Raw genomic sequence first — 16,088 nt, 5'->3', positions numbered from 1 at the left:
CGAGGCTCCCCTTCCCTGGTGGATTATTTCAGGTCGTCGCCGCGGTACTCGACGTAGGCGCGGTCGCGTACCTGGCGCTGCCAGTCTTCGGCCGCTTCCTCGGTCTTGCGTTCGCGGATGGCGTTGCGGGCGGCGGTGCGCTGCTTCTCTTTCGACAGGTCGTCGGTCTTGCGCTCGAGCACTTCGATCAGGTGGTAGCCGAAACTGGTTTCCACCGGGGCGCTCACTTCGCCGATCTTCAGGCCGTTCATGGCCGCCTCGAACTCCGGCAGCGTGTCGCCCGGCATCAGCCAGCCCAGGTCGCCGCCCTTGGAAGCCGAGGTGTCGTTCGACTGCAGGCGCGCCAGATCTTCGAACTTGGCGGCCTTGTTGTCCAGGCGCTCCTTCAGGTCTTCCAGCTTGCGCTTGGCGTCGGCCGCGCTGGTGCTGGGGGTGACCTTGATCAGGATGTGGCGCGCGCGGGTCTGCGTCACGGCCGCCGCCGCCTGGGCTTCGGCCATGCTGCGCTTTTCGCTCAGCTTCAGGATGTGGAAGGCGCCCACGCTTTTCATCACCGGCGTGACCTGGCCCGGCTTGAGTTTTTCCAGCGCTTCGGCGAACAGCGGCGGCAGGCGGTCGGCGCTGCGCCAGCCCACTTCGCCGCCCTTGAGCGCGTCGCCGGCGTCGGAGTAGGTGGCGGCCATCTTGGCGAAGTCGGCGCCGGTGCGCAGCTGGCGCATCACTTCGTCGGCGCGCGCTTTCTTCTGCGCGATCACTTCCGGCGAGGCGTTCTCCGGAATCCGGATCATGATCTGCGAGATGTTCATTTCAAACTGCTCGGCGGCCATGGCCGCTTCGGCGGCCAGGTGGGCGTCCACTTCGGCGTCCGAAATCTGCACCTTGGAGTCGACCTCGTGCTCGCGCAGGCGCTGCATGATGATCTCTTCGCGGATCTCTTCGCGGAAGGCGGCGAAGGTGATGCCTTCCTTCTCCATCTGGTTGCGCATGTCCTGCACGGTGAGCTTCTGCTGCTCGGCGATACGGGCGATGGCGCGGTCGAGCTGATTGTCGTCCACGCGCACGCCCATTTCCTTGGCCAGCTGCAGCTGGGCGCGTTCGACGATCATGCGCTCCAGGATCTGGCGCTGCAGGTCGGCGTCGCCGGGCAGCTGCACGTTTTGCGCCTTCATGCGCTGCACCACGGTCTTGACGCGCTCGGTCAGCTCGCGGCGGGTGATGACGTCTTCATTGACGACCACGGCGATCGAGTCGATCGGCGTGTTATTGGTCTGGCCGACCGGGACCGGCGGCGTGAAGCCCTTGCCGGCGGCAGGGGCGGCTGCGGGGGTGGCGGCTGGCTTGGCGTCCTGCGCCAGGGCTTGGCCGCCGGCGGTGATGGCGCACAGCAGCAGGGCTGCGATCTTGAGTTGGTGCATACGGGCATTACGCATAGATGTGACGCTCATGAGTCAGTGGTGAAGGATAAAGCCGGGTTAGCGGCGGGTGCTCTCGTTCAGGCGCTGGTAGCCTGGAATGCTGTTGCGCAGCACCTCCAGCGGATTGCCGACGCCGAACTTGGACAGGCCGTTCAGTTCCAGCTGGAAGAAGATCGGCGTGGACGCTTCCTCGGCGGTGGTCACGAAGCGCTGCGCGCCCATGCGGAACACCCAGCAATCGTGCGCGTATTCCAGGCCCAGCAAGCCTTCCAGGATCTTCTTGCCCTGCAAAGAATAGCTGATGCGGCCCACGCCGTACCAGCGCGCCGTCAGCGGCCATTGGCTGGACAGGTCCACGTTCTTGAACACGTCCTTGTTGCTGACCGAGTCGCGCAGGTAGCGGTAGCCCAGGTTCAGCACTTTCTTCGGGCCGGGGCTCCAGCGCACCGCGTGGTTCGAGCTGACCACCCGGCTGTCCGAGGGATTGTACTGCACCGCGCTGTCGAGCACCCAGCTGTCGGAGATGACGCCGGTGGCCGCCAGCAGGATGTCCGACTTGGCGTCGCGCGTGGGGGTGCTGGCGTCGAGCTGCACGCGCTGGTCGCTGAAGTAGAAACGCTGGCCAAAGGCCAGGCGCAGGCGCTCGGCGCCGCTCGCTTCCAGGAAGCGCGACACCACCGCCGCCGTGACGTGGTTGGCGTCGCCCACCCGGTCCGAGCCGACGAAGCGGTTTTCGTTGAAGATCTGCGAGAAGTTGAAGGTGGCCGCCGCCGTGTCGAAGTTCGGGAACTCCTTCTGGTCACGGTACGGCGTCTTCACGTAGAACAGGCGCGGCTCCAGCGTCTGCGTGGCGTTGCGGCCGAACAGCTTGGTGTCGCGCTCGAACACCAGACCCGAATCGAGCGACATGGTGGGCACGGCGCGCGTGAGCGACTTGCCGTCCGCGCCGTCGTGCGGGTCGAGCTGGTAGGCCGCTGCGTTGAGCATCAGCTTGGGCGTGATGAAGTAGCTGGGGCCGATGATGGGGTAGCTCACCTGCGGCACCGCCACCAGGCGGTTGCCGCGCGTCAGGGTCGGATGCCAGAAGCTGGTCAGTTCACTGCTGACCTGCCAGTCGAAGCCGGCCACGTCGTAGCGGGCGGCGTGGAAATTGATGGCCGGCAGGCGGTCGTACGGGCGCGGCACGAACAGCGGCGAGCCGGCGACGGCCGCCGGGTCTTGCAGCACCTGGTACTTCTGCACCCGCGCCGACAGGCTCCAGTATTCGCCGCGATAGTCGGTGCGCAGCTCGCGCAGCAGCTGGCGCTCGGCCGAGCCGGACACGGTCTTGGAAAAGTCGTTCGGGTAGTTGTTGTCCGATGCGGCGCGCACGTTCCAGCCGTAGGACCAGTCCTTGGCGATGGCCTGCGTGTGGTTGGACGTGATCATCCAGCGGTCGGCGTCGGCCAGCTTGTCGTTCGGCAGGTACTCGACGAAGGTGTCGCCGGCGTAGCTGCCGGCGTCGGTTTCGCCGATATAGCGCGCATGCGCCCCGATCTGGATGCCGCGCCGCGCGATCAGGCGCGGGAACAGCGTCAGGTCGCGGTTGGGCGCGATGTTGAAGTAGTACGGCACCGTCAGCTCGGCGCGGCCCTTGGAGCCGAAGCCCGGGATCGGCGGCAGCCAGCCGGAGCGGCGCGCGCCCGACAGCGAGAACGACATGGCCGGGGTGCCGATGATGGGCACGTCCTTGAAGTAGACGACGGTCTTGCCGGCCACGCCCACGTCGCGCCCGGAATCCAGGTTCAGCGTGCTCGATTTCAGGTACCAGTCCGGATTCGGTCCCTGGCAGGTGCTGTAGGTGCCGTCGATGACCAGCGCCTCGTCCTCGTTGAGGAAGTTGATGCGCTGCGCCTTGCCCTGGGCCGCGTTCAGCTCCAGCTTGTAGGTCGGGTTGAGCATATAGCCCTTGCCCGACTCCATGTTCAACTTGAGCTCGTCGCCGGTGTAGTAGTCGCCGTAGCGCCAGATCTTGACGCCGCCGCGCGCCTCCACCTCGTCCTCGACCTGGCGGAAGCAGGCCGTGTCGGCGGTGACGCGGGTCTTGTCGCGCACGATTTCCACATCGCGCGTCAGATTCAGCTCGCGGTCCGGCCGGCCGTCGAATTCTTCGGCGCGGATGACGGTGGGCGCTTCCGGGTCCGCCACGTGGCTGCGTTTGGGGGCGGTCTGGGCATAGCCGGGCACCGCGGCGGCGGTGACGAGGGCCGTGAGCGCGAACGCCCAGCTGTGGGGGCTAGGAGGGACTGAGAACCGGCTCATGAAATGAAGGGACGAAACACCATTGACAGGCGATTTTTTAAGTTGAATCCCTTATTATATGGGAATTGTTCACACCAACCGGATTCCACAGGCTGTTTCATGTCTTTATTGTCTAACTTATCACCTAACGGCGCATGCAACGCCGCCCACGACGGCGCCCAGGCGACCGACGCACGCCTGATCCTGTTGAAAGATTGGCTCGTTTCCCTCAACCTGGTCGATCCCGCGTCGGCCCGCCCTGCCTCGGCAGACGCCAGCTTCCGCCGCTATTTCCGCGTCGACGTGCTGCCCGCGCACCAGCCGGCCCACGGCGCCACCCTGATCGTGATGGACGCGCCGCCCGAACGCGAGAACGTGCCGGCCTTCGTCAAGGTTGACGCGCTGTTCGCCGCCGCCGGCGTATCGGTGCCTGCCATCGTGGCGCAGGACGTCGAGCGCGGCTTGCTGCTGCTGCAGGACCTGGGCGTGAGCACCTATCTGCAAGTGCTGGACCACGACAATGCCTCCACCATGTATGCCGAGGCGCTGGAAGCGCTGGTGAACATCCAGAAGGCCAGCCAGCCCGGCGTGCTGCCCGAATTCGACCGCGCCTTCATGCTGCGCGAGCTGAACCTGTTCCCGGAATGGTACATCGCCAAGCACCTGGGCGCGGTGCTGACCGAAGCCCAGGCGGCCGAGCTGCAGAAGGTGTTCGACGCCATCATCGCCAACTGCCTGGCGCAGCAGCAGGTCTACATGCACCGCGATTTCCACTCGCGCAACCTGATGTGGATGGACGAGAAGAATCCCGGCATCCTCGATTTCCAGGACGCCGTGTACGGCCCCATCACCTACGACGTGGCCTCGCTGCTGCGCGACGCCTACATTTCGTGGGACGAGGAACTGGTGCTGGACTGGGCCATCCGCTACTGGCAGCACGCCAAGGCCGAGGGCCTGCCGGTAAACAAGGACATCGATTCCTTCTACAAGGACTTCGAGTACATGGCGCTGCAGCGCCACTTGAAAATCCTCGGCATCTTCTGCCGCCTGAACTACCGCGACGGCAAGCCGCTGTACCTGGGCGACTTGCCGACGGTGCTGGAGTACGTGCGCAAGACGGCCGGCCGCTACAAGGACTTGAAGCCGCTGGTGCGCCTGCTGGACGCGCTGGAAAACAAGCAGCCCCAAGTCGGCTACACCTTCTGAGGACGGCGCCATGAAAGCCATGATACTGGCCGCCGGACGCGGCGAGCGCATGCGTCCGCTGACCGACGACTGCCCGAAACCGCTGCTGAAGGTGCGCGGCCGGCCGCTGATCGTCTGGCACATCCTGAACCTGGTGCGCGCCGGGATCACGGACATCGTCATCAACCATTCCCACCTCGGCCACATGATCGAGGACGCGCTGGGCGACGGCAGCCAGTTCGGCGCACAGATCCGCTATTCGCCGGAGCCGGTGCCGCTGGAAACGGCGGGCGGCATCGCGCAGGCGCGCCACCTGCTGGGCGAAGAGCCCTTCCTGGCCATCTCGGGCGACATCTACTGTCCCTACTTCGACTTCGAACAGGTCAAGGACGTGCTGCACGATAAGGACATGTGGGGCAACCCTTACCCGAAGGACAAGCGCGACGCGGCCTGGATCTGGCTGACCAAGAACCCCTGGCACAACCCGAAGGGCGACTTCGCGCTGAACATGTACACCGTCGCCAATGAAGGCGAGACGCTGTGGAACTTCGGTAACATCGGCGTGTACCGCGCCGAAATGTTCGACGGCATCGCGCCGGGCCAGCGCGCCGGCCTGGGCAAGCTGCTGCGCCAGTATGCGGACCTGGGCCAGGTGGGCGGCGAGCTGTACGAGGGCGACTGGGTCAACGTCGGCACGGTGGACCAGCTCAATGAGCTCAACGGCGTGAAGGCCGCCGCCGGAAGCTCCGCGCCATGAACGCCTACGCCCTGCGCCGCAAGCGCCTGCTGGCGCTGATGGAGCCGGGCAGCGTGGCCGTGCTGGCCACCGCGCCCGAAGTGCCGCGCAACAGCGACAGCGACTATCCCTACCGCCACGACAGCCACTTCTACTACCTGACCGGCTTCACCGAGCCCGAAGCGGTGCTGGTGCTGGCGGCGCCGCATCACGACACGCCGGCCCAGGCCATCCTGTTCTGCCGCGAGAAAAACGCCGAGCGCGAAATCTGGGAGGGCTACCGGCACGGCCCCGAAGCGGCGCGCGCAGCCTTCGGCGTCGACGCCGCCTTCCCCATCGCCGCGCTCGATACCGAGATGGCGCGCCTGCTGGCCAACGTCGCCACGCTGTACGCGCCGCAAGGCCGCGCGGCGCAGCACACACTGCTGGAGCCGCAAATCAAGCGCTGGATAGACGCGGTGCGCGGCCAGTCCCGCAGCGGCGTGACGGCGCCGGAAACGCAGCACAACCTGCTGCCGCTGATCGATGAGATGCGCCTGGTCAAGGACGAGGACGAGCAGGCCACCATGCTGCGCGCCGCCACCATTTCCGGCCTGGCCCACGCGCGCGCCATGCGTGCCTCGCGGCCCGGCATGCACGAGTACGAGATCGAGGCGGAGCTGCTGTACGAGTTCCGCCGCCATGGCGCGCAGGCGCCGGCCTACAACTCCATCGTCGCCAGTGGCGCCAATGCCTGCGTGCTGCACTACAACGCCAACAATGCGCAAACCAAAGACGGCGACCTGGTGCTGATCGACGCCGGCTGCGAGCTCGATGGCTACGCTTCCGACATTACGCGCACCTATCCGGTCAACGGCCGCTTCAGCGCGCCGCAGCGCACGCTGTACGAACTGGTGCTGGCGGCGCAGGCCGCCGCGCTGCAGGCGATCCACCCCGGCCAGCCCTACCAGGCGGTGCACGACGCCGCCGTGCGGGTGCTGGCGCAGGGCATGCTGGACCTGGGCCTGCTGGACAAGAGCAAGTACGCCAGCGTGGATGAAGCCATCGCCGCCAAGGCCTACACGCGCTTTTATATGCACGGCACCGGCCACTGGCTGGGCATGGACGTGCACGATGTGGGCCTGTACCGCGATGTACACACCGCCGGCACCCCGTCGCGCCTGCTGCACGCGGGCATGGTGCTGACGGTGGAACCGGGCATTTACGTGCGCCCGGGCGAGGACGTGCCCGAGCAGTACTGGCACATCGGCATCCGTATCGAGGACGACGTGCTGGTGACGAACGAGGGCTATACCATCCTGAGCGCCGCCGCGCCGAAGACGGTGGAAGAGATCGAGACGCTGATGCAGCACGCCGTGCAGCAAGCGGCGCAGCCGGCCGCGCAGCCATGAGCGGCCCGCGCACCTATACCGGCGCAGCGCCGGTGCAGCAGATGCAGCCGCTGCCGCCGGACTATGACATCGCCATCTGCGGCGCCGGCCCGGCCGGCATGGCGCTGGCGGCGCTGCTGGTCAAGCGCAGCGTGGCGCCCCAGCGCATCGCGCTGATCGACGCACGCACCCTGCAGCAGGCCAGCAACGATCCGCGCTCGCTGGCCCTGTCCTACGGCAGCCGCCAGATCCTGGAAGACATCGGCAGCTGGCCGGTGCCCGCCACCGCCATCCACCAGATCCACGTGTCGCGCCGTGGCCAGTTCGGCCGCAGCGTGATAGACCGCGAGGAGCACAAGCTCGACGCACTGGGCTACGTGAGCCGATACGGCGCGCTCGTGACGGAGCTGGGCGCGGCCTGCGGGCGCGCCGGCATCGCCGCGCTGCGGCCCGCGCTGGTGACCGGCCTGGACGAGCAGCCCGGCCAGGTCGCCATCGCCGTCGAGGAGGACGGCAAGCGGCGCACGCTCACGGCCTCCATCGTGGTGCAGGCCGAGGGCGGCCTGTTCGGCGAGCAGCAGGCCAAGTCCATGCAGCGCGACTATGGCCAGACCGCCATCATCGCGCAGGTGCGCAGCAGCGCGCCGGTGCCGCACCGCGCCTACGAGCGCTTCACCGCGCAAGGCCCGCTGGCGCTGCTGCCGCAGGACGATGAATACTCGCTGGTGTGGTGCGTGCGGCCGGAGACGGCGCACAGCCTGCTCGGCCTGGACGACGCGGCCTTCCTGCAGCAGCTGGGCGAGGCCTTCGGCACGCGGCTGGGCAGCTTCACCGGCGTCTCGCGCCGGCTGGCCTTCCCGCTCGGATTGAACGCCGGCGTACAGGGATCGGCGCGCATGGCCGCCATCGGCAACGCCGCGCAGACCCTGCACCCGGTGGCGGGCCAGGGCCTGAACCTGGGCCTGCGCGACGCCGCCGTGCTGGCGCGCCTGCTGGCGCAAGGCGCCACGCCGTCCATGCTGGCGCAATATGAAAGCCTGCGCCGCGGCGACCGCAGCCTGACCGTGCACCTGACCGACACCATGGCGCGCGTGTTCGCCAACGACTCGCCCGCGCAGGTCCTGCTGGGCGCCTCGCTTGCCGCCATCGACTTGTTCGGCCCCGCGCGCAGCGTGCTGGCCGAACTGATGATGTACGGCCGCCGCTAGACGCCCAGCCAGCCACCAGCCAGCCGACGCGCCATGCCCGCCTCCGCCCCCCAAGCCAGCGCCTCCCTTCCGCTGCACCGGCGCGCGTTGAGCGTGGCGCTGGCCGTGGCGGCGTTGCTGTCCGCCTGCCGCGCCGCGCAAGCCGGCGACGTGATGACCTGGGTGATGCCCGACTTCGCCCCCGCTTCCATCCCTGTGAACGGCAAGCCGGGCCAGGGCGTGGCCGACCAGGCGGTCAATTTCATCCTGGCCAGATGGCCGCACACCGAACACCGCTTCATCTACGCCAACGCGCGCCGTACCTGGGAGATGCTGGGGCGCGGCGAGCAGGTCTGCTTCGCTGCGGCGCTGCGCACGCCGGACCGCGAACGGATCGCCTACTTCAGCGACGCCAACCGCCTGCCGCCGCCCAGCCTCGTGGTGCGCAGCGACACCCTGCCGGCCATACCGCTCAACAGTGCCGGCGAAGCCAACCTCACCGCCCTGCTGGCGCAGGGCGCGCTGCGCGGCCTGGTGGTGGACAAGCGCAGCTATGGCGAGTTCGCCGACCAGGCCATCGCGCAGCGGCCCGCGCCATCCGGGCTGCACACCACGGCGGCCGGCAACTACGGCAAGAACATCTTCAAGATGATCGCCGCCGGCCGCACCGACTACACGCTGGACTATGACTTCGCTTTCGCCTACGAGCGCGCGCGCGCGCCGGAGCTGGCCACGCTGGCCACGGTGCCGGTGGCCGGCAGCGGCGCCCCCGTCACCGCCGGTTTCGCCTGCCCTCGCACGCCGTGGGGCCGCGCCGCCATCATCCGCATCGACCGCCTGCTCGGCACGCGCGAAGGCGCGGCCGCACTGGTGCGCGCGCAATCGAGCTGGCAAACCGAATCGTCGCGCCAGCGCTACGCCGCCGACACCGCCGAATTCGCCCGCCGGCGCGCCAGGCCCAGCCCCGCGTCCGATTTCGACTAAAAAAAAAGCCCGCCGGAAGGCGGGCTTTGGTCTGGCGCGCAGCCGCCTTATTCGACCGCTTTGACCATGTCTTCAATTACTTTCTTGGCGTCGCCGAACACCATCATGGTGTTGGCCTGGTAGAACAGGTCGTTATCCAGGCCCGCATAGCCGGAGGCCATGGAGCGCTTGTTGACGATGATGCTCTTCGCTTTGTAAGCCTCCAGGATCGGCATGCCAGCGATCGGCGATTTCGGATCTTTCGCGGCGGGGTTCACCACGTCGTTCGCGCCCAGCACCAGCACCACGTCGGTCTGGCCGAATTCGCCATTGATGTCTTCCATCTCGAACACCTGGTCGTACGGCACTTCGGCTTCCGCCAGCAGCACGTTCATGTGGCCGGGCATGCGGCCCGCCACCGGATGGATCGCATACTTCACGGTCACCCCCTTGTGGGTCAGCTTCTCGACCAGCTCTTTGAGCGAGTGCTGCGCGCGCGCCACCGCCAGGCCGTAGCCTGGCACGATGATGACGGTTTCCGCATTCGACATGATGAAGGCCGCGTCGTCCGCCGAACCCGATTTGACCGGGCGCGCAGGCTGCGAACCGCCGCCCGAGGTGGCCGCCGCTGCGTCGCCGCCGAAGCCGCCCAGGATCACGTTGAAGAAGGAGCGGTTCATGGCCTTGCACATGATGTAGGACAGGATCGCACCCGAGGAACCCACCAGCGAACCGGCGATGATCAGCATGGAGTTGTTCAGCGAGAAGCCGATGCCGGCCGCCGCCCAGCCGGAGTAGGAGTTCAGCATCGACACCACCACCGGCATGTCCGCGCCGCCGATCGGGATGATGATCAGCACGCCCAGCACGAAGGCGATGGCGGTCATGATGATGAACGGGGTCCATGCCGGTTCCACGCCGCCGGCGAACACGAAGGCCAGGCCGAGGCCGACCATCACCACCGCCAGCGCCAGGTTCAGCATGTGCTGGCCGGCGAACACCACCGGCGCGCCCTGGAACAGGCGGAACTTGTACTTGCCCGCCAGCTTGCCGAAAGCGATCACCGATCCCGAGAAGGTGATGGCGCCGACAAAGGTGCCGATGAACAGTTCCAGCCGGTTACCCAGCGGCAGTGCCTCGCCCACCTTGGCGATGTTGAAGGCGTGCGGCTCGGACACGGCTGCCACCGCGATGCAAACTGCGGCCAGGCCGATCAGCGAGTGCATGGCGGCCACCAGTTCCGGCATCTTGGTCATCTCGACGGTCTTGGCCAGATAGGCGCCGATGCTGCCGCCCACCACCACGCCCAGCGCCACCAGGCCGAGGCCCAGGCCATTGCCCGAGCCGATGCCCGCGCTGGCAGCGTCGGCGCGCAGTTTGAGGATCAGCGCCAGCGTGGTGACGGCCGCGATGGCCATGCCGGTCATGCCGAAGGCATTGCCGCGGCGCGCGTTGGCCGGCGACGACAAGCCCTTGAGCGCCTGGATGAAACACACCGAGGCAATCAGGTACATCATCGTGACGAGGTTCATGCTGATGAAGCTCATGCTTTGCCTCCCTCGATCGCGGCAGCCACAGGCTTGGCCTTGGGTTCCTTTTTCTTGAACATTTCCAGCATGCGCTGGGTGACCAGGAAACCGCCGAACACGTTGACGGCGGCCAGCGCCACCGCCACGGTGCCGGCAACCTGGCCGGTCAGGCCTTCGGTCAGACCGGCCGCCAGCATGGCGCCGACGATGATGATGGCCGATACCGCATTGGTCACCGCCATCAGCGGTGTATGCAGCGCGGGCGTAACGCCCCAGACCACGTGGTAGCCGACGTAGATCGCCAGCACGAAGATAATGAGATTGATGATGGTGTGGCTAACTTCCATTTTGTTCTCCTTATTTGCGCAGGACCAGATTGTCGGCGCACACCAGGGTGGCCTTCAGGATCTCGTCTTCGCGGTCGATCACCAGTTTGTCTTCCTTGTCGATGATCAGTTTGAGGAAGTCCAGCACGTTGCGCGCGTACAGGGCGGAGGCGTCCGCCGCCACGTGGCAGGCCAGGTCCGGCTCGCCGACGATGTGCACGCCGTGCTTGATGACGGTCTTGTTCAGTTCCGACAGCGGGCAGTTGCCGCCCTGGCTGACGGCCAGGTCGACGATGACGGAGCCCGGCTTCATGGCCTTCACGGTTTCCTCGGAAATGAGCACCGGCGCGGCGCGGCCCGGGATCAGCGCGGTGGTGATCACGATGTCGGCCAGCTTGGCGCGCTCGTGCACCAGTGCCGCCTGGCGCTTCATCCAGTCGGCCGGCATGGAACGGGCATAGCCGCCCGAACCTTGCGCAATCTCTTTCTCTTCGTCGGTGAGGAAGGGCACGTCGATGAACTTGGCGCCCAGCGATTCCACCTGCTCCTTCACCGGCGGGCGCACGTCCGACGCTTCAATCACCGCGCCGAGGCGCTTGGCGGTCGCGATCGCCTGCAGGCCGGCCACGCCGACGCCCATGATCAGCACGCGGGCCGCCTTCACGGTGCCGGCGGCGGTCATCAGCATGGGCATGAAGCGCTGGTAGGTGTTGGCGCCCACCAGCACCGCCTTGTAGCCGGCGATGTTGGCCTGCGAGGACAGCACGTCCATCGACTGCGCGCGCGTGATGCGCGGCACCGCTTCCAGCGCGAAGGCTTGCAGCCCGGCAGCGGCCATGGCGGTGATGTTTTCCGCATCGAAAGGGTTGAGCATGCCGATCAACACCGTGCCCGGCTTCATCAGCACGCGCTCCTCGGCGCTCGGGGCGCGTACTTTCAGCACCACCTCGGCGCCATACGCGTCCGCCGCCGTGCCGATGGTGGCGCCGGCCGCCGCATACGCCTCATCGGTCACCGAGGCCGTGATGCCGGCCCCCGCCTGGACGATGATTTGGTGCTTGGCAGCGAGCTTCTTTACTGTCTCTGGCGTGGCCGCGACCCGGGTTTCCCCAGGCCTCGTTTCCGCCGGTATGCCTATCCTCATGTTGCCTCCAGAAGTTGCTAATAATATTGCGAAATATATTGCCAAATAATGTTGCAAATCTTGCTCTTCCAGAGAACATAGCACGGTTTTCTAGAAAGATAACCTTTTTGGCCGAGCAACAACCATAGCCTGTCGCGCATAAGACACCCCCGGTTTCATACCGTGGAAACCATATTCCACCACGTGCAAAACAAGTCCCAAAAACCGGTTTTAATCGAAGTTTCCCTCTATTTAGGCGACATCGGAACGCAACACCCCGGAACAAGCTAAAATGGCGGCTCTTTCAAGGAAGAGACACATGCCGCGTACCTGGAGACCCTCTGTAACCGTTGCCGCTGTCATCGAACGCGATGGCAAATTCCTATTGATCGAGGAGGAAACCAGCGACGGAATACGCCTGAACCAGCCGGCCGGCCACCTGGATCCGCTCGAGTCGCTGGAGCAGGCCGTGGTGCGCGAAGTGCTGGAAGAAACCGCCTACGATTTCACGCCCACCGGCCTGGTGGGCATGTATATGTCGCGCTACCGTTCGGCACGCACCGGCGAGGCGGTGCAGTATCTGCGCTTCGCCTTTTGCGGCGTGGCAGGCGCCCTGCACGAAGGGCGCCCGCTGGACGAAGGCATCCTGCGCACCATGTGGCTCACGCGCGATGAAATCGCGGCCTGCGCCGAGCGCCACCGCAGTCCTTTGCTGCTCACCTGCGTCGACGAGTACCTGGCGGGCAAACGGGCGCCCCTGGACCTGTTGCACACACATGTCTCCGTGTTTGACGAGGTTTGAGCGAATTTGAAGCAAGTTAAAAGAAGTTTGACGGAAATCAAGAATGAGTAAGAAAAAAGTCGTTATCGGCATGTCGGGCGGGGTCGATTCCTCGGTCGCGGCGTGGATGCTCAAGGAACAGGGTTACGAGGTGATCGGCCTGTTCATGAAGAACTGGGAAGATGACGACGACTCCGAATACTGCTCCACGCGCCAGGACTGGATCGACGCGGCCAGCGTGGCCGACGTGGTGGGCGTGGACATCGAGGCGGTCAACTTCGCCGCCGAGTACAAGGACCGGGTGTTCGCCGAGTTCCTGCGCGAATACCAGGCCGGCCGCACGCCGAACCCGGACGTGCTGTGCAACGCCGAAATCAAGTTCAAGGCCTTCCTCGACCACGCCATGCACCTGGGCGCGGACCTGATCGCCACCGGCCACTACGCGCGCGTGCGCCAGAATGCCCGGCACGGCCGCTTCGAGCTGCTCAAGGCCTTCGACCACACCAAGGACCAGAGCTACTTCCTGCACCGCCTGAACCAGGCGCAGCTGTCGAAGACGCTGTTCCCGCTGGGTGAAATCCCGAAAACCGAAGTGCGCAAGATCGCCGAGCAGCTGCAGCTGCCGAACGCGGCCAAGAAGGATTCGACCGGCATCTGCTTCATCGGCGAGCGCCCGTTCCGCGAATTCCTGGGCCGCTACCTGCAGCACAAGCCGGGCCCGATGAAGACGCCGGACGGCAAGGTGGTGGGCGAGCATGTGGGCCTGTCGTTCTACACGCTGGGCCAGCGCAAGGGCATCGGCATCGGCGGCGTGAAGACTTACCAGAACCCCGACGGTTCCAGCGACGCCTGGTACGTGGCGCGCAAGGACATTGAAAACAATACGCTGTGGGTGGTGCAAGGCCACGACCATCCGTGGCTGCTGTCGTCCGCGCTGACGGCGGACCAGGCCAGCTGGATCGCCGGCGAGGCGCCTGAAGCCGGCCGCATCTCGGCCAAGACGCGCTACCGCCAGGCCGACGTGCCGTGCGACGTGCAGGCCGACGGGGCGCTCAACTTCTCGCTGGGCTTCCCGGACGCCCAGTGGGCGGTGACGCCGGGGCAGTCGGCCGTGCTGTATGACGGCGATGTGTGCCTGGGCGGCGGGATTATCGCTGGCTCGACGTTCTGAGCTCGGCGGGCCACGCTGCGCTCCCCCCTACCCGCCCGGCGCTTCGCCGCCGTTCTGCTCCGCCAGCGCTTTCTGCTGGCGCTTGACCATCGCGATCACGGTGTTGCGGATGGTGTTGAGCACCGTGCCGGCGTTGAAGGGCTTGACGATGAAGCCGTTCACGCCCATGGCGTGCGCCTTCTGCACCGTGGCCGCGTCGAACTCGCTCGACACCATGAAGATCAGCGACTTCGGCCAGCCCTTGCGCAGCTCGGCCACGGAGGCCTCGTCGGCGTCGAACACGTCGCGCGCAATGCACACCAGCTGCGGCTGGTGCTTCACCATCAGGGCGATGGCGCTGGCGCCGGTGTGGCCCTGGCCCACCACGTCGTAGCCGCCGTCGAGCAGCACCGTGTTCAGCAAGCCGCGCGCCACCGCGCTGGTGTCGACTATCACCGCTTTTAACATCTCTCACCCCACTTGTTTTATCTTTTACGCGGATTCCCAGGCCAGCATGTTCCAGCTCACGCCGACCCGCACGTCGGTCTTCAACTGCACCAGCTGACGAGAAAGATACAGCATCTCGCGCTCTTTTCGTAACGTTTCGCCCAGCGTGTCCTTGAGGATGCCGGCGCCGGCCATGATGGCGTCCAGATTGCCGTAAGTGCGCAACAGCCTGGCCGCTGTCTTCAGGCCCACCTTGGACACGCCGGGAATGCTGTCGGTGGCGTCGCCCATCAGCGCCAGCAGATCCGGCAGCTGCTCGGGCGGCACGCCCCACTTCTTCTCGCACCAGGCATAGTCGTGCCATTCGCTCTTGAAATGGTCCCACACCAGCGCGCCCTGGGCAACCAGGCAATGCAGGTCCTTGTCGGTGGTGGCCACCACCGCCGCGCCCCTGTCCTCGGCCAGCCAGCGCAGCACCACGGTGCCGATCACGTCGTCCGCCTCCACCTCCGGCAGGCTGACCACGCGCAGGCCGAAGCCGGCCAGGCGCTGGTAGAACTCCGGCAGCGCCTCGCGCAGCACGCCGGGCATGGGCGCGCGGCCCTCGCGGTAGCCGGCGTAGAGCTGGTGGCGCCAGGTGGCGCCGCCGTAGTCGAAAGCCGGCAGCACGTGGGTCGGCTGGTGGTCGGTGATCAGGTTGCGGAACGAGGACAGCGCGTGGCGCAGCGCGATGTCGGCCTTCAGGTCCGAATCGGGTTCGGGGCTGGCTTCATACACGCGGCGCACAATGTTCAAGCCGTCGATGGCGAGGAGTCTACCCATGGAGAATCTGCTTCTGGTTCAGTGGCGCCATTCTAGCACTGGCCACCGCCGCCCCCCCAGCGCACCGGCTCAGCGCAGCAGCTCGTAGGGGCCGCCTTTTTCCAGCGCGCGCTGGTAGGCGTGGCGGGCGTGGATGCGCTCCAGGAAGGCCATCAGCTTGGGGCGGCTGCGCGCCAGGCCGCCGCGCGCGGCGGCCGCTTCGAGCGGGAAGCTCATCTGCACGTCGGCCGCGCTGAACTCGGCGCCGGCGAACCACTCGGTCTTGCCCAGTTCGCCTTCCAGGTAATCCAGGTGCTGCTCGATCTGCGGCAGGATGTAGCTGCCCTTGACCTTGGCCGCGATGGCCTTGGCGATGGGTTTGACGAAGAACGGCGCCGGACTGCTCTCGACCCGGTCGAACACCAGCTTCATCAGCAGCGGCGCCATGGCCGAGCCTTCCGCATAGTGCAGGAAATAGGTCCAGCGCCGCTTGTCGGCGCTGCCGGCGGGCGGCACCAGCCTGCCGTTGCCGTACTTTTCCACCAGGTATTCGATGATGGCGCCCGATTCGGCCACCGTGGCGTCGCCGTCGGTGATCACGGGCGACTTGCCCAGCGGGTGGATGGCGCGCAGCGACGGCGGCGCCAGCATGGTCTTGGCGTCGCGCTGGTAGCGCACGATGTCGTATTCCAGCCCCAGTTCCTCGAGCAGCCACAGCACGCGTTGCGAGCGCGAATTGTTCAGGTGATGGACCACGATCATGACGGCTTTCCTCATAGTGCGCGGGGCGCGCCC

At 66.4% G+C, this 16,088-nt stretch carries 15 protein-coding genes; 7 read left to right on the top strand and 8 right to left on the bottom strand.

The annotated features are described in order from the left end of the window. Nucleotides 1-23: 23 nt before the first annotated feature. Nucleotides 24-1,415, bottom strand: coding sequence for a peptidylprolyl isomerase (locus ASD15_RS00715; protein ID WP_082551450.1), 1,392 nt, complete (start codon nucleotides 1,413-1,415; stop codon nucleotides 24-26). 57 nt (nucleotides 1,416-1,472) lie between these two features. Further along, entirely contained in the window at nucleotides 1,473-3,716 is a 2,244-nt protein-coding gene (locus ASD15_RS00710; protein WP_057152760.1) for an LPS-assembly protein LptD, read from the bottom strand. Between the two features lie 99 nt (nucleotides 3,717-3,815). Here ASD15_RS00710 and ASD15_RS00705 point away from each other — a divergent pair, with 99 nt between their 5' ends. The 5 genes from ASD15_RS00705 to ASD15_RS00685 are packed head-to-tail and all read left to right on the top strand — an operon-like array spanning nucleotide 3,816 to nucleotide 9,157. Further along, on the top strand, nucleotides 3,816-4,901 hold the full coding sequence (locus ASD15_RS00705; RefSeq protein ID WP_057152759.1) for an aminoglycoside phosphotransferase family protein: 1,086 nt from the start codon (nucleotides 3,816-3,818) through the stop codon (nucleotides 4,899-4,901). 10 nt (nucleotides 4,902-4,911) lie between these two features. Next, on the top strand, nucleotides 4,912-5,637 hold the full coding sequence (gene murU, locus ASD15_RS00700) for an N-acetylmuramate alpha-1-phosphate uridylyltransferase MurU (RefSeq protein ID WP_057152758.1): 726 nt from the start codon (nucleotides 4,912-4,914) through the stop codon (nucleotides 5,635-5,637). Then, on the top strand, nucleotides 5,634-7,007 hold the full coding sequence (gene pepP / locus ASD15_RS00695; RefSeq protein WP_057152757.1) for a Xaa-Pro aminopeptidase: 1,374 nt from the start codon (nucleotides 5,634-5,636) through the stop codon (nucleotides 7,005-7,007). The genes murU and pepP overlap by 4 nt, the downstream gene beginning before the upstream one ends. Nucleotides 7,008-7,048: 41 nt before the next feature. After that, on the top strand, nucleotides 7,049-8,194 hold the full coding sequence (locus ASD15_RS00690) for a UbiH/UbiF/VisC/COQ6 family ubiquinone biosynthesis hydroxylase (protein ID WP_057153608.1): 1,146 nt from the start codon (nucleotides 7,049-7,051) through the stop codon (nucleotides 8,192-8,194). A gap of 33 nt (nucleotides 8,195-8,227) precedes the next feature. Then, nucleotides 8,228-9,157, top strand: coding sequence for a TIGR02285 family protein (locus ASD15_RS00685; RefSeq protein WP_082551449.1), 930 nt, complete (start codon nucleotides 8,228-8,230; stop codon nucleotides 9,155-9,157). 47 nt (nucleotides 9,158-9,204) lie between these two features. On the opposite strand, the gene ASD15_RS00680 is transcribed toward ASD15_RS00685, so the two are convergent. Genes ASD15_RS00680 through ASD15_RS00670 form a run of 3 tightly spaced genes read right to left on the bottom strand, consistent with a single transcriptional unit; the run spans nucleotide 9,205 to nucleotide 12,135 of the window. Beyond that, nucleotides 9,205-10,683 (bottom strand): NAD(P)(+) transhydrogenase (Re/Si-specific) subunit beta, encoded by a 1,479-nt coding sequence (locus ASD15_RS00680; RefSeq protein WP_057152755.1) that lies wholly within the window; start codon nucleotides 10,681-10,683, stop codon nucleotides 9,205-9,207. Beyond that, complete coding sequence (locus tag ASD15_RS00675; RefSeq protein ID WP_057152754.1) at nucleotides 10,680-11,012, bottom strand: NAD(P) transhydrogenase subunit alpha; 333 nt, start codon at nucleotides 11,010-11,012, stop codon at nucleotides 10,680-10,682. The genes ASD15_RS00680 and ASD15_RS00675 overlap by 4 nt, the downstream gene beginning before the upstream one ends. Nucleotides 11,013-11,022: 10 nt before the next feature. Further along, entirely contained in the window at nucleotides 11,023-12,135 is a 1,113-nt protein-coding gene (locus tag ASD15_RS00670) for a Re/Si-specific NAD(P)(+) transhydrogenase subunit alpha (RefSeq protein ID WP_057152753.1), read from the bottom strand. Nucleotides 12,136-12,433: 298 nt separating this feature from the next. On the opposite strand from ASD15_RS00670, the gene ASD15_RS00665 reads away from it, so the two are divergent. Together ASD15_RS00665 and mnmA are read left to right on the top strand one after the other, a co-directional pair. Continuing rightward, nucleotides 12,434-12,916: an NUDIX hydrolase gene (locus ASD15_RS00665; RefSeq protein WP_057152752.1), complete on the top strand. Its 483-nt coding sequence runs from the start codon at nucleotides 12,434-12,436 to the stop codon at nucleotides 12,914-12,916. Between the two features lie 43 nt (nucleotides 12,917-12,959). Continuing rightward, nucleotides 12,960-14,066: a tRNA 2-thiouridine(34) synthase MnmA gene (gene mnmA / locus ASD15_RS00660; RefSeq protein WP_057152751.1), complete on the top strand. Its 1,107-nt coding sequence runs from the start codon at nucleotides 12,960-12,962 to the stop codon at nucleotides 14,064-14,066. A 27-nt stretch (nucleotides 14,067-14,093) separates the two neighbouring features. Here the strand turns inward: mnmA and ASD15_RS00655 are convergent, their stop codons facing one another. The 3 genes from ASD15_RS00655 to ASD15_RS00645 form a co-directional block, all read right to left on the bottom strand. Further along, the gene (locus ASD15_RS00655; protein ID WP_057152750.1) at nucleotides 14,094-14,513 is read right to left on the bottom strand and encodes an ANTAR domain-containing response regulator; all 420 of its coding nucleotides are present in this window, start codon (nucleotides 14,511-14,513) and stop codon (nucleotides 14,094-14,096) included. Between the two features lie 24 nt (nucleotides 14,514-14,537). After that, complete coding sequence (locus ASD15_RS00650; RefSeq protein WP_057152749.1) at nucleotides 14,538-15,314, bottom strand: 5'-3' exonuclease; 777 nt, start codon at nucleotides 15,312-15,314, stop codon at nucleotides 14,538-14,540. Between the two features lie 69 nt (nucleotides 15,315-15,383). Then, nucleotides 15,384-16,055, bottom strand: coding sequence for a glutathione S-transferase (locus ASD15_RS00645; RefSeq protein ID WP_057152748.1), 672 nt, complete (start codon nucleotides 16,053-16,055; stop codon nucleotides 15,384-15,386). Nucleotides 16,056-16,088 lie beyond the last annotated feature (33 nt).

The sequence above is a fragment of the Massilia sp. Root351 genome (assembly GCF_001425045.1).
Taxonomy (GTDB): Bacteria; Pseudomonadota; Gammaproteobacteria; order Burkholderiales; family Burkholderiaceae_D; genus Rugamonas.
This window is presented reverse-complemented; position numbering and strand designations above follow the sequence as displayed.

Excerpts from the sequence above, each read along its gene's own strand:
- ASD15_RS00645 (WP_057152748.1), bottom strand. The coding sequence starts at position 16,055 with ATGATCGTGGTCCATCACCTGAACAATTCGCGCTCGCAACGCGTGCTG.
- ASD15_RS00675 (WP_057152754.1), bottom strand. The coding sequence starts at position 11,012 with ATGGAAGTTAGCCACACCATCATCAATCTCATTATCTTCGTGCTGGCG.
- ASD15_RS00710 (WP_057152760.1), bottom strand. The coding sequence starts at position 3,716 with ATGAGCCGGTTCTCAGTCCCTCCTAGCCCCCACAGCTGGGCGTTCGCG.
- ASD15_RS00715 (WP_082551450.1), bottom strand. The coding sequence starts at position 1,415 with ATGCACCAACTCAAGATCGCAGCCCTGCTGCTGTGCGCCATCACCGCC.
- pepP (WP_057152757.1), top strand. The coding sequence starts at position 5,634 with ATGAACGCCTACGCCCTGCGCCGCAAGCGCCTGCTGGCGCTGATGGAG.
- ASD15_RS00670 (WP_057152753.1), bottom strand. The coding sequence starts at position 12,135 with ATGAGGATAGGCATACCGGCGGAAACGAGGCCTGGGGAAACCCGGGTC.
- ASD15_RS00705 (WP_057152759.1), top strand. The coding sequence starts at position 3,816 with ATGTCTTTATTGTCTAACTTATCACCTAACGGCGCATGCAACGCCGCC.
- ASD15_RS00680 (WP_057152755.1), bottom strand. The coding sequence starts at position 10,683 with ATGAGCTTCATCAGCATGAACCTCGTCACGATGATGTACCTGATTGCC.
- ASD15_RS00650 (WP_057152749.1), bottom strand. The coding sequence starts at position 15,314 with ATGGGTAGACTCCTCGCCATCGACGGCTTGAACATTGTGCGCCGCGTG.
- ASD15_RS00655 (WP_057152750.1), bottom strand. The coding sequence starts at position 14,513 with ATGTTAAAAGCGGTGATAGTCGACACCAGCGCGGTGGCGCGCGGCTTG.
- mnmA (WP_057152751.1), top strand. The coding sequence starts at position 12,960 with ATGAGTAAGAAAAAAGTCGTTATCGGCATGTCGGGCGGGGTCGATTCC.
- ASD15_RS00690 (WP_057153608.1), top strand. The coding sequence starts at position 7,049 with ATGCAGCCGCTGCCGCCGGACTATGACATCGCCATCTGCGGCGCCGGC.
- murU (WP_057152758.1), top strand. The coding sequence starts at position 4,912 with ATGAAAGCCATGATACTGGCCGCCGGACGCGGCGAGCGCATGCGTCCG.
- ASD15_RS00665 (WP_057152752.1), top strand. The coding sequence starts at position 12,434 with ATGCCGCGTACCTGGAGACCCTCTGTAACCGTTGCCGCTGTCATCGAA.
- ASD15_RS00685 (WP_082551449.1), top strand. The coding sequence starts at position 8,228 with ATGCCCGCCTCCGCCCCCCAAGCCAGCGCCTCCCTTCCGCTGCACCGG.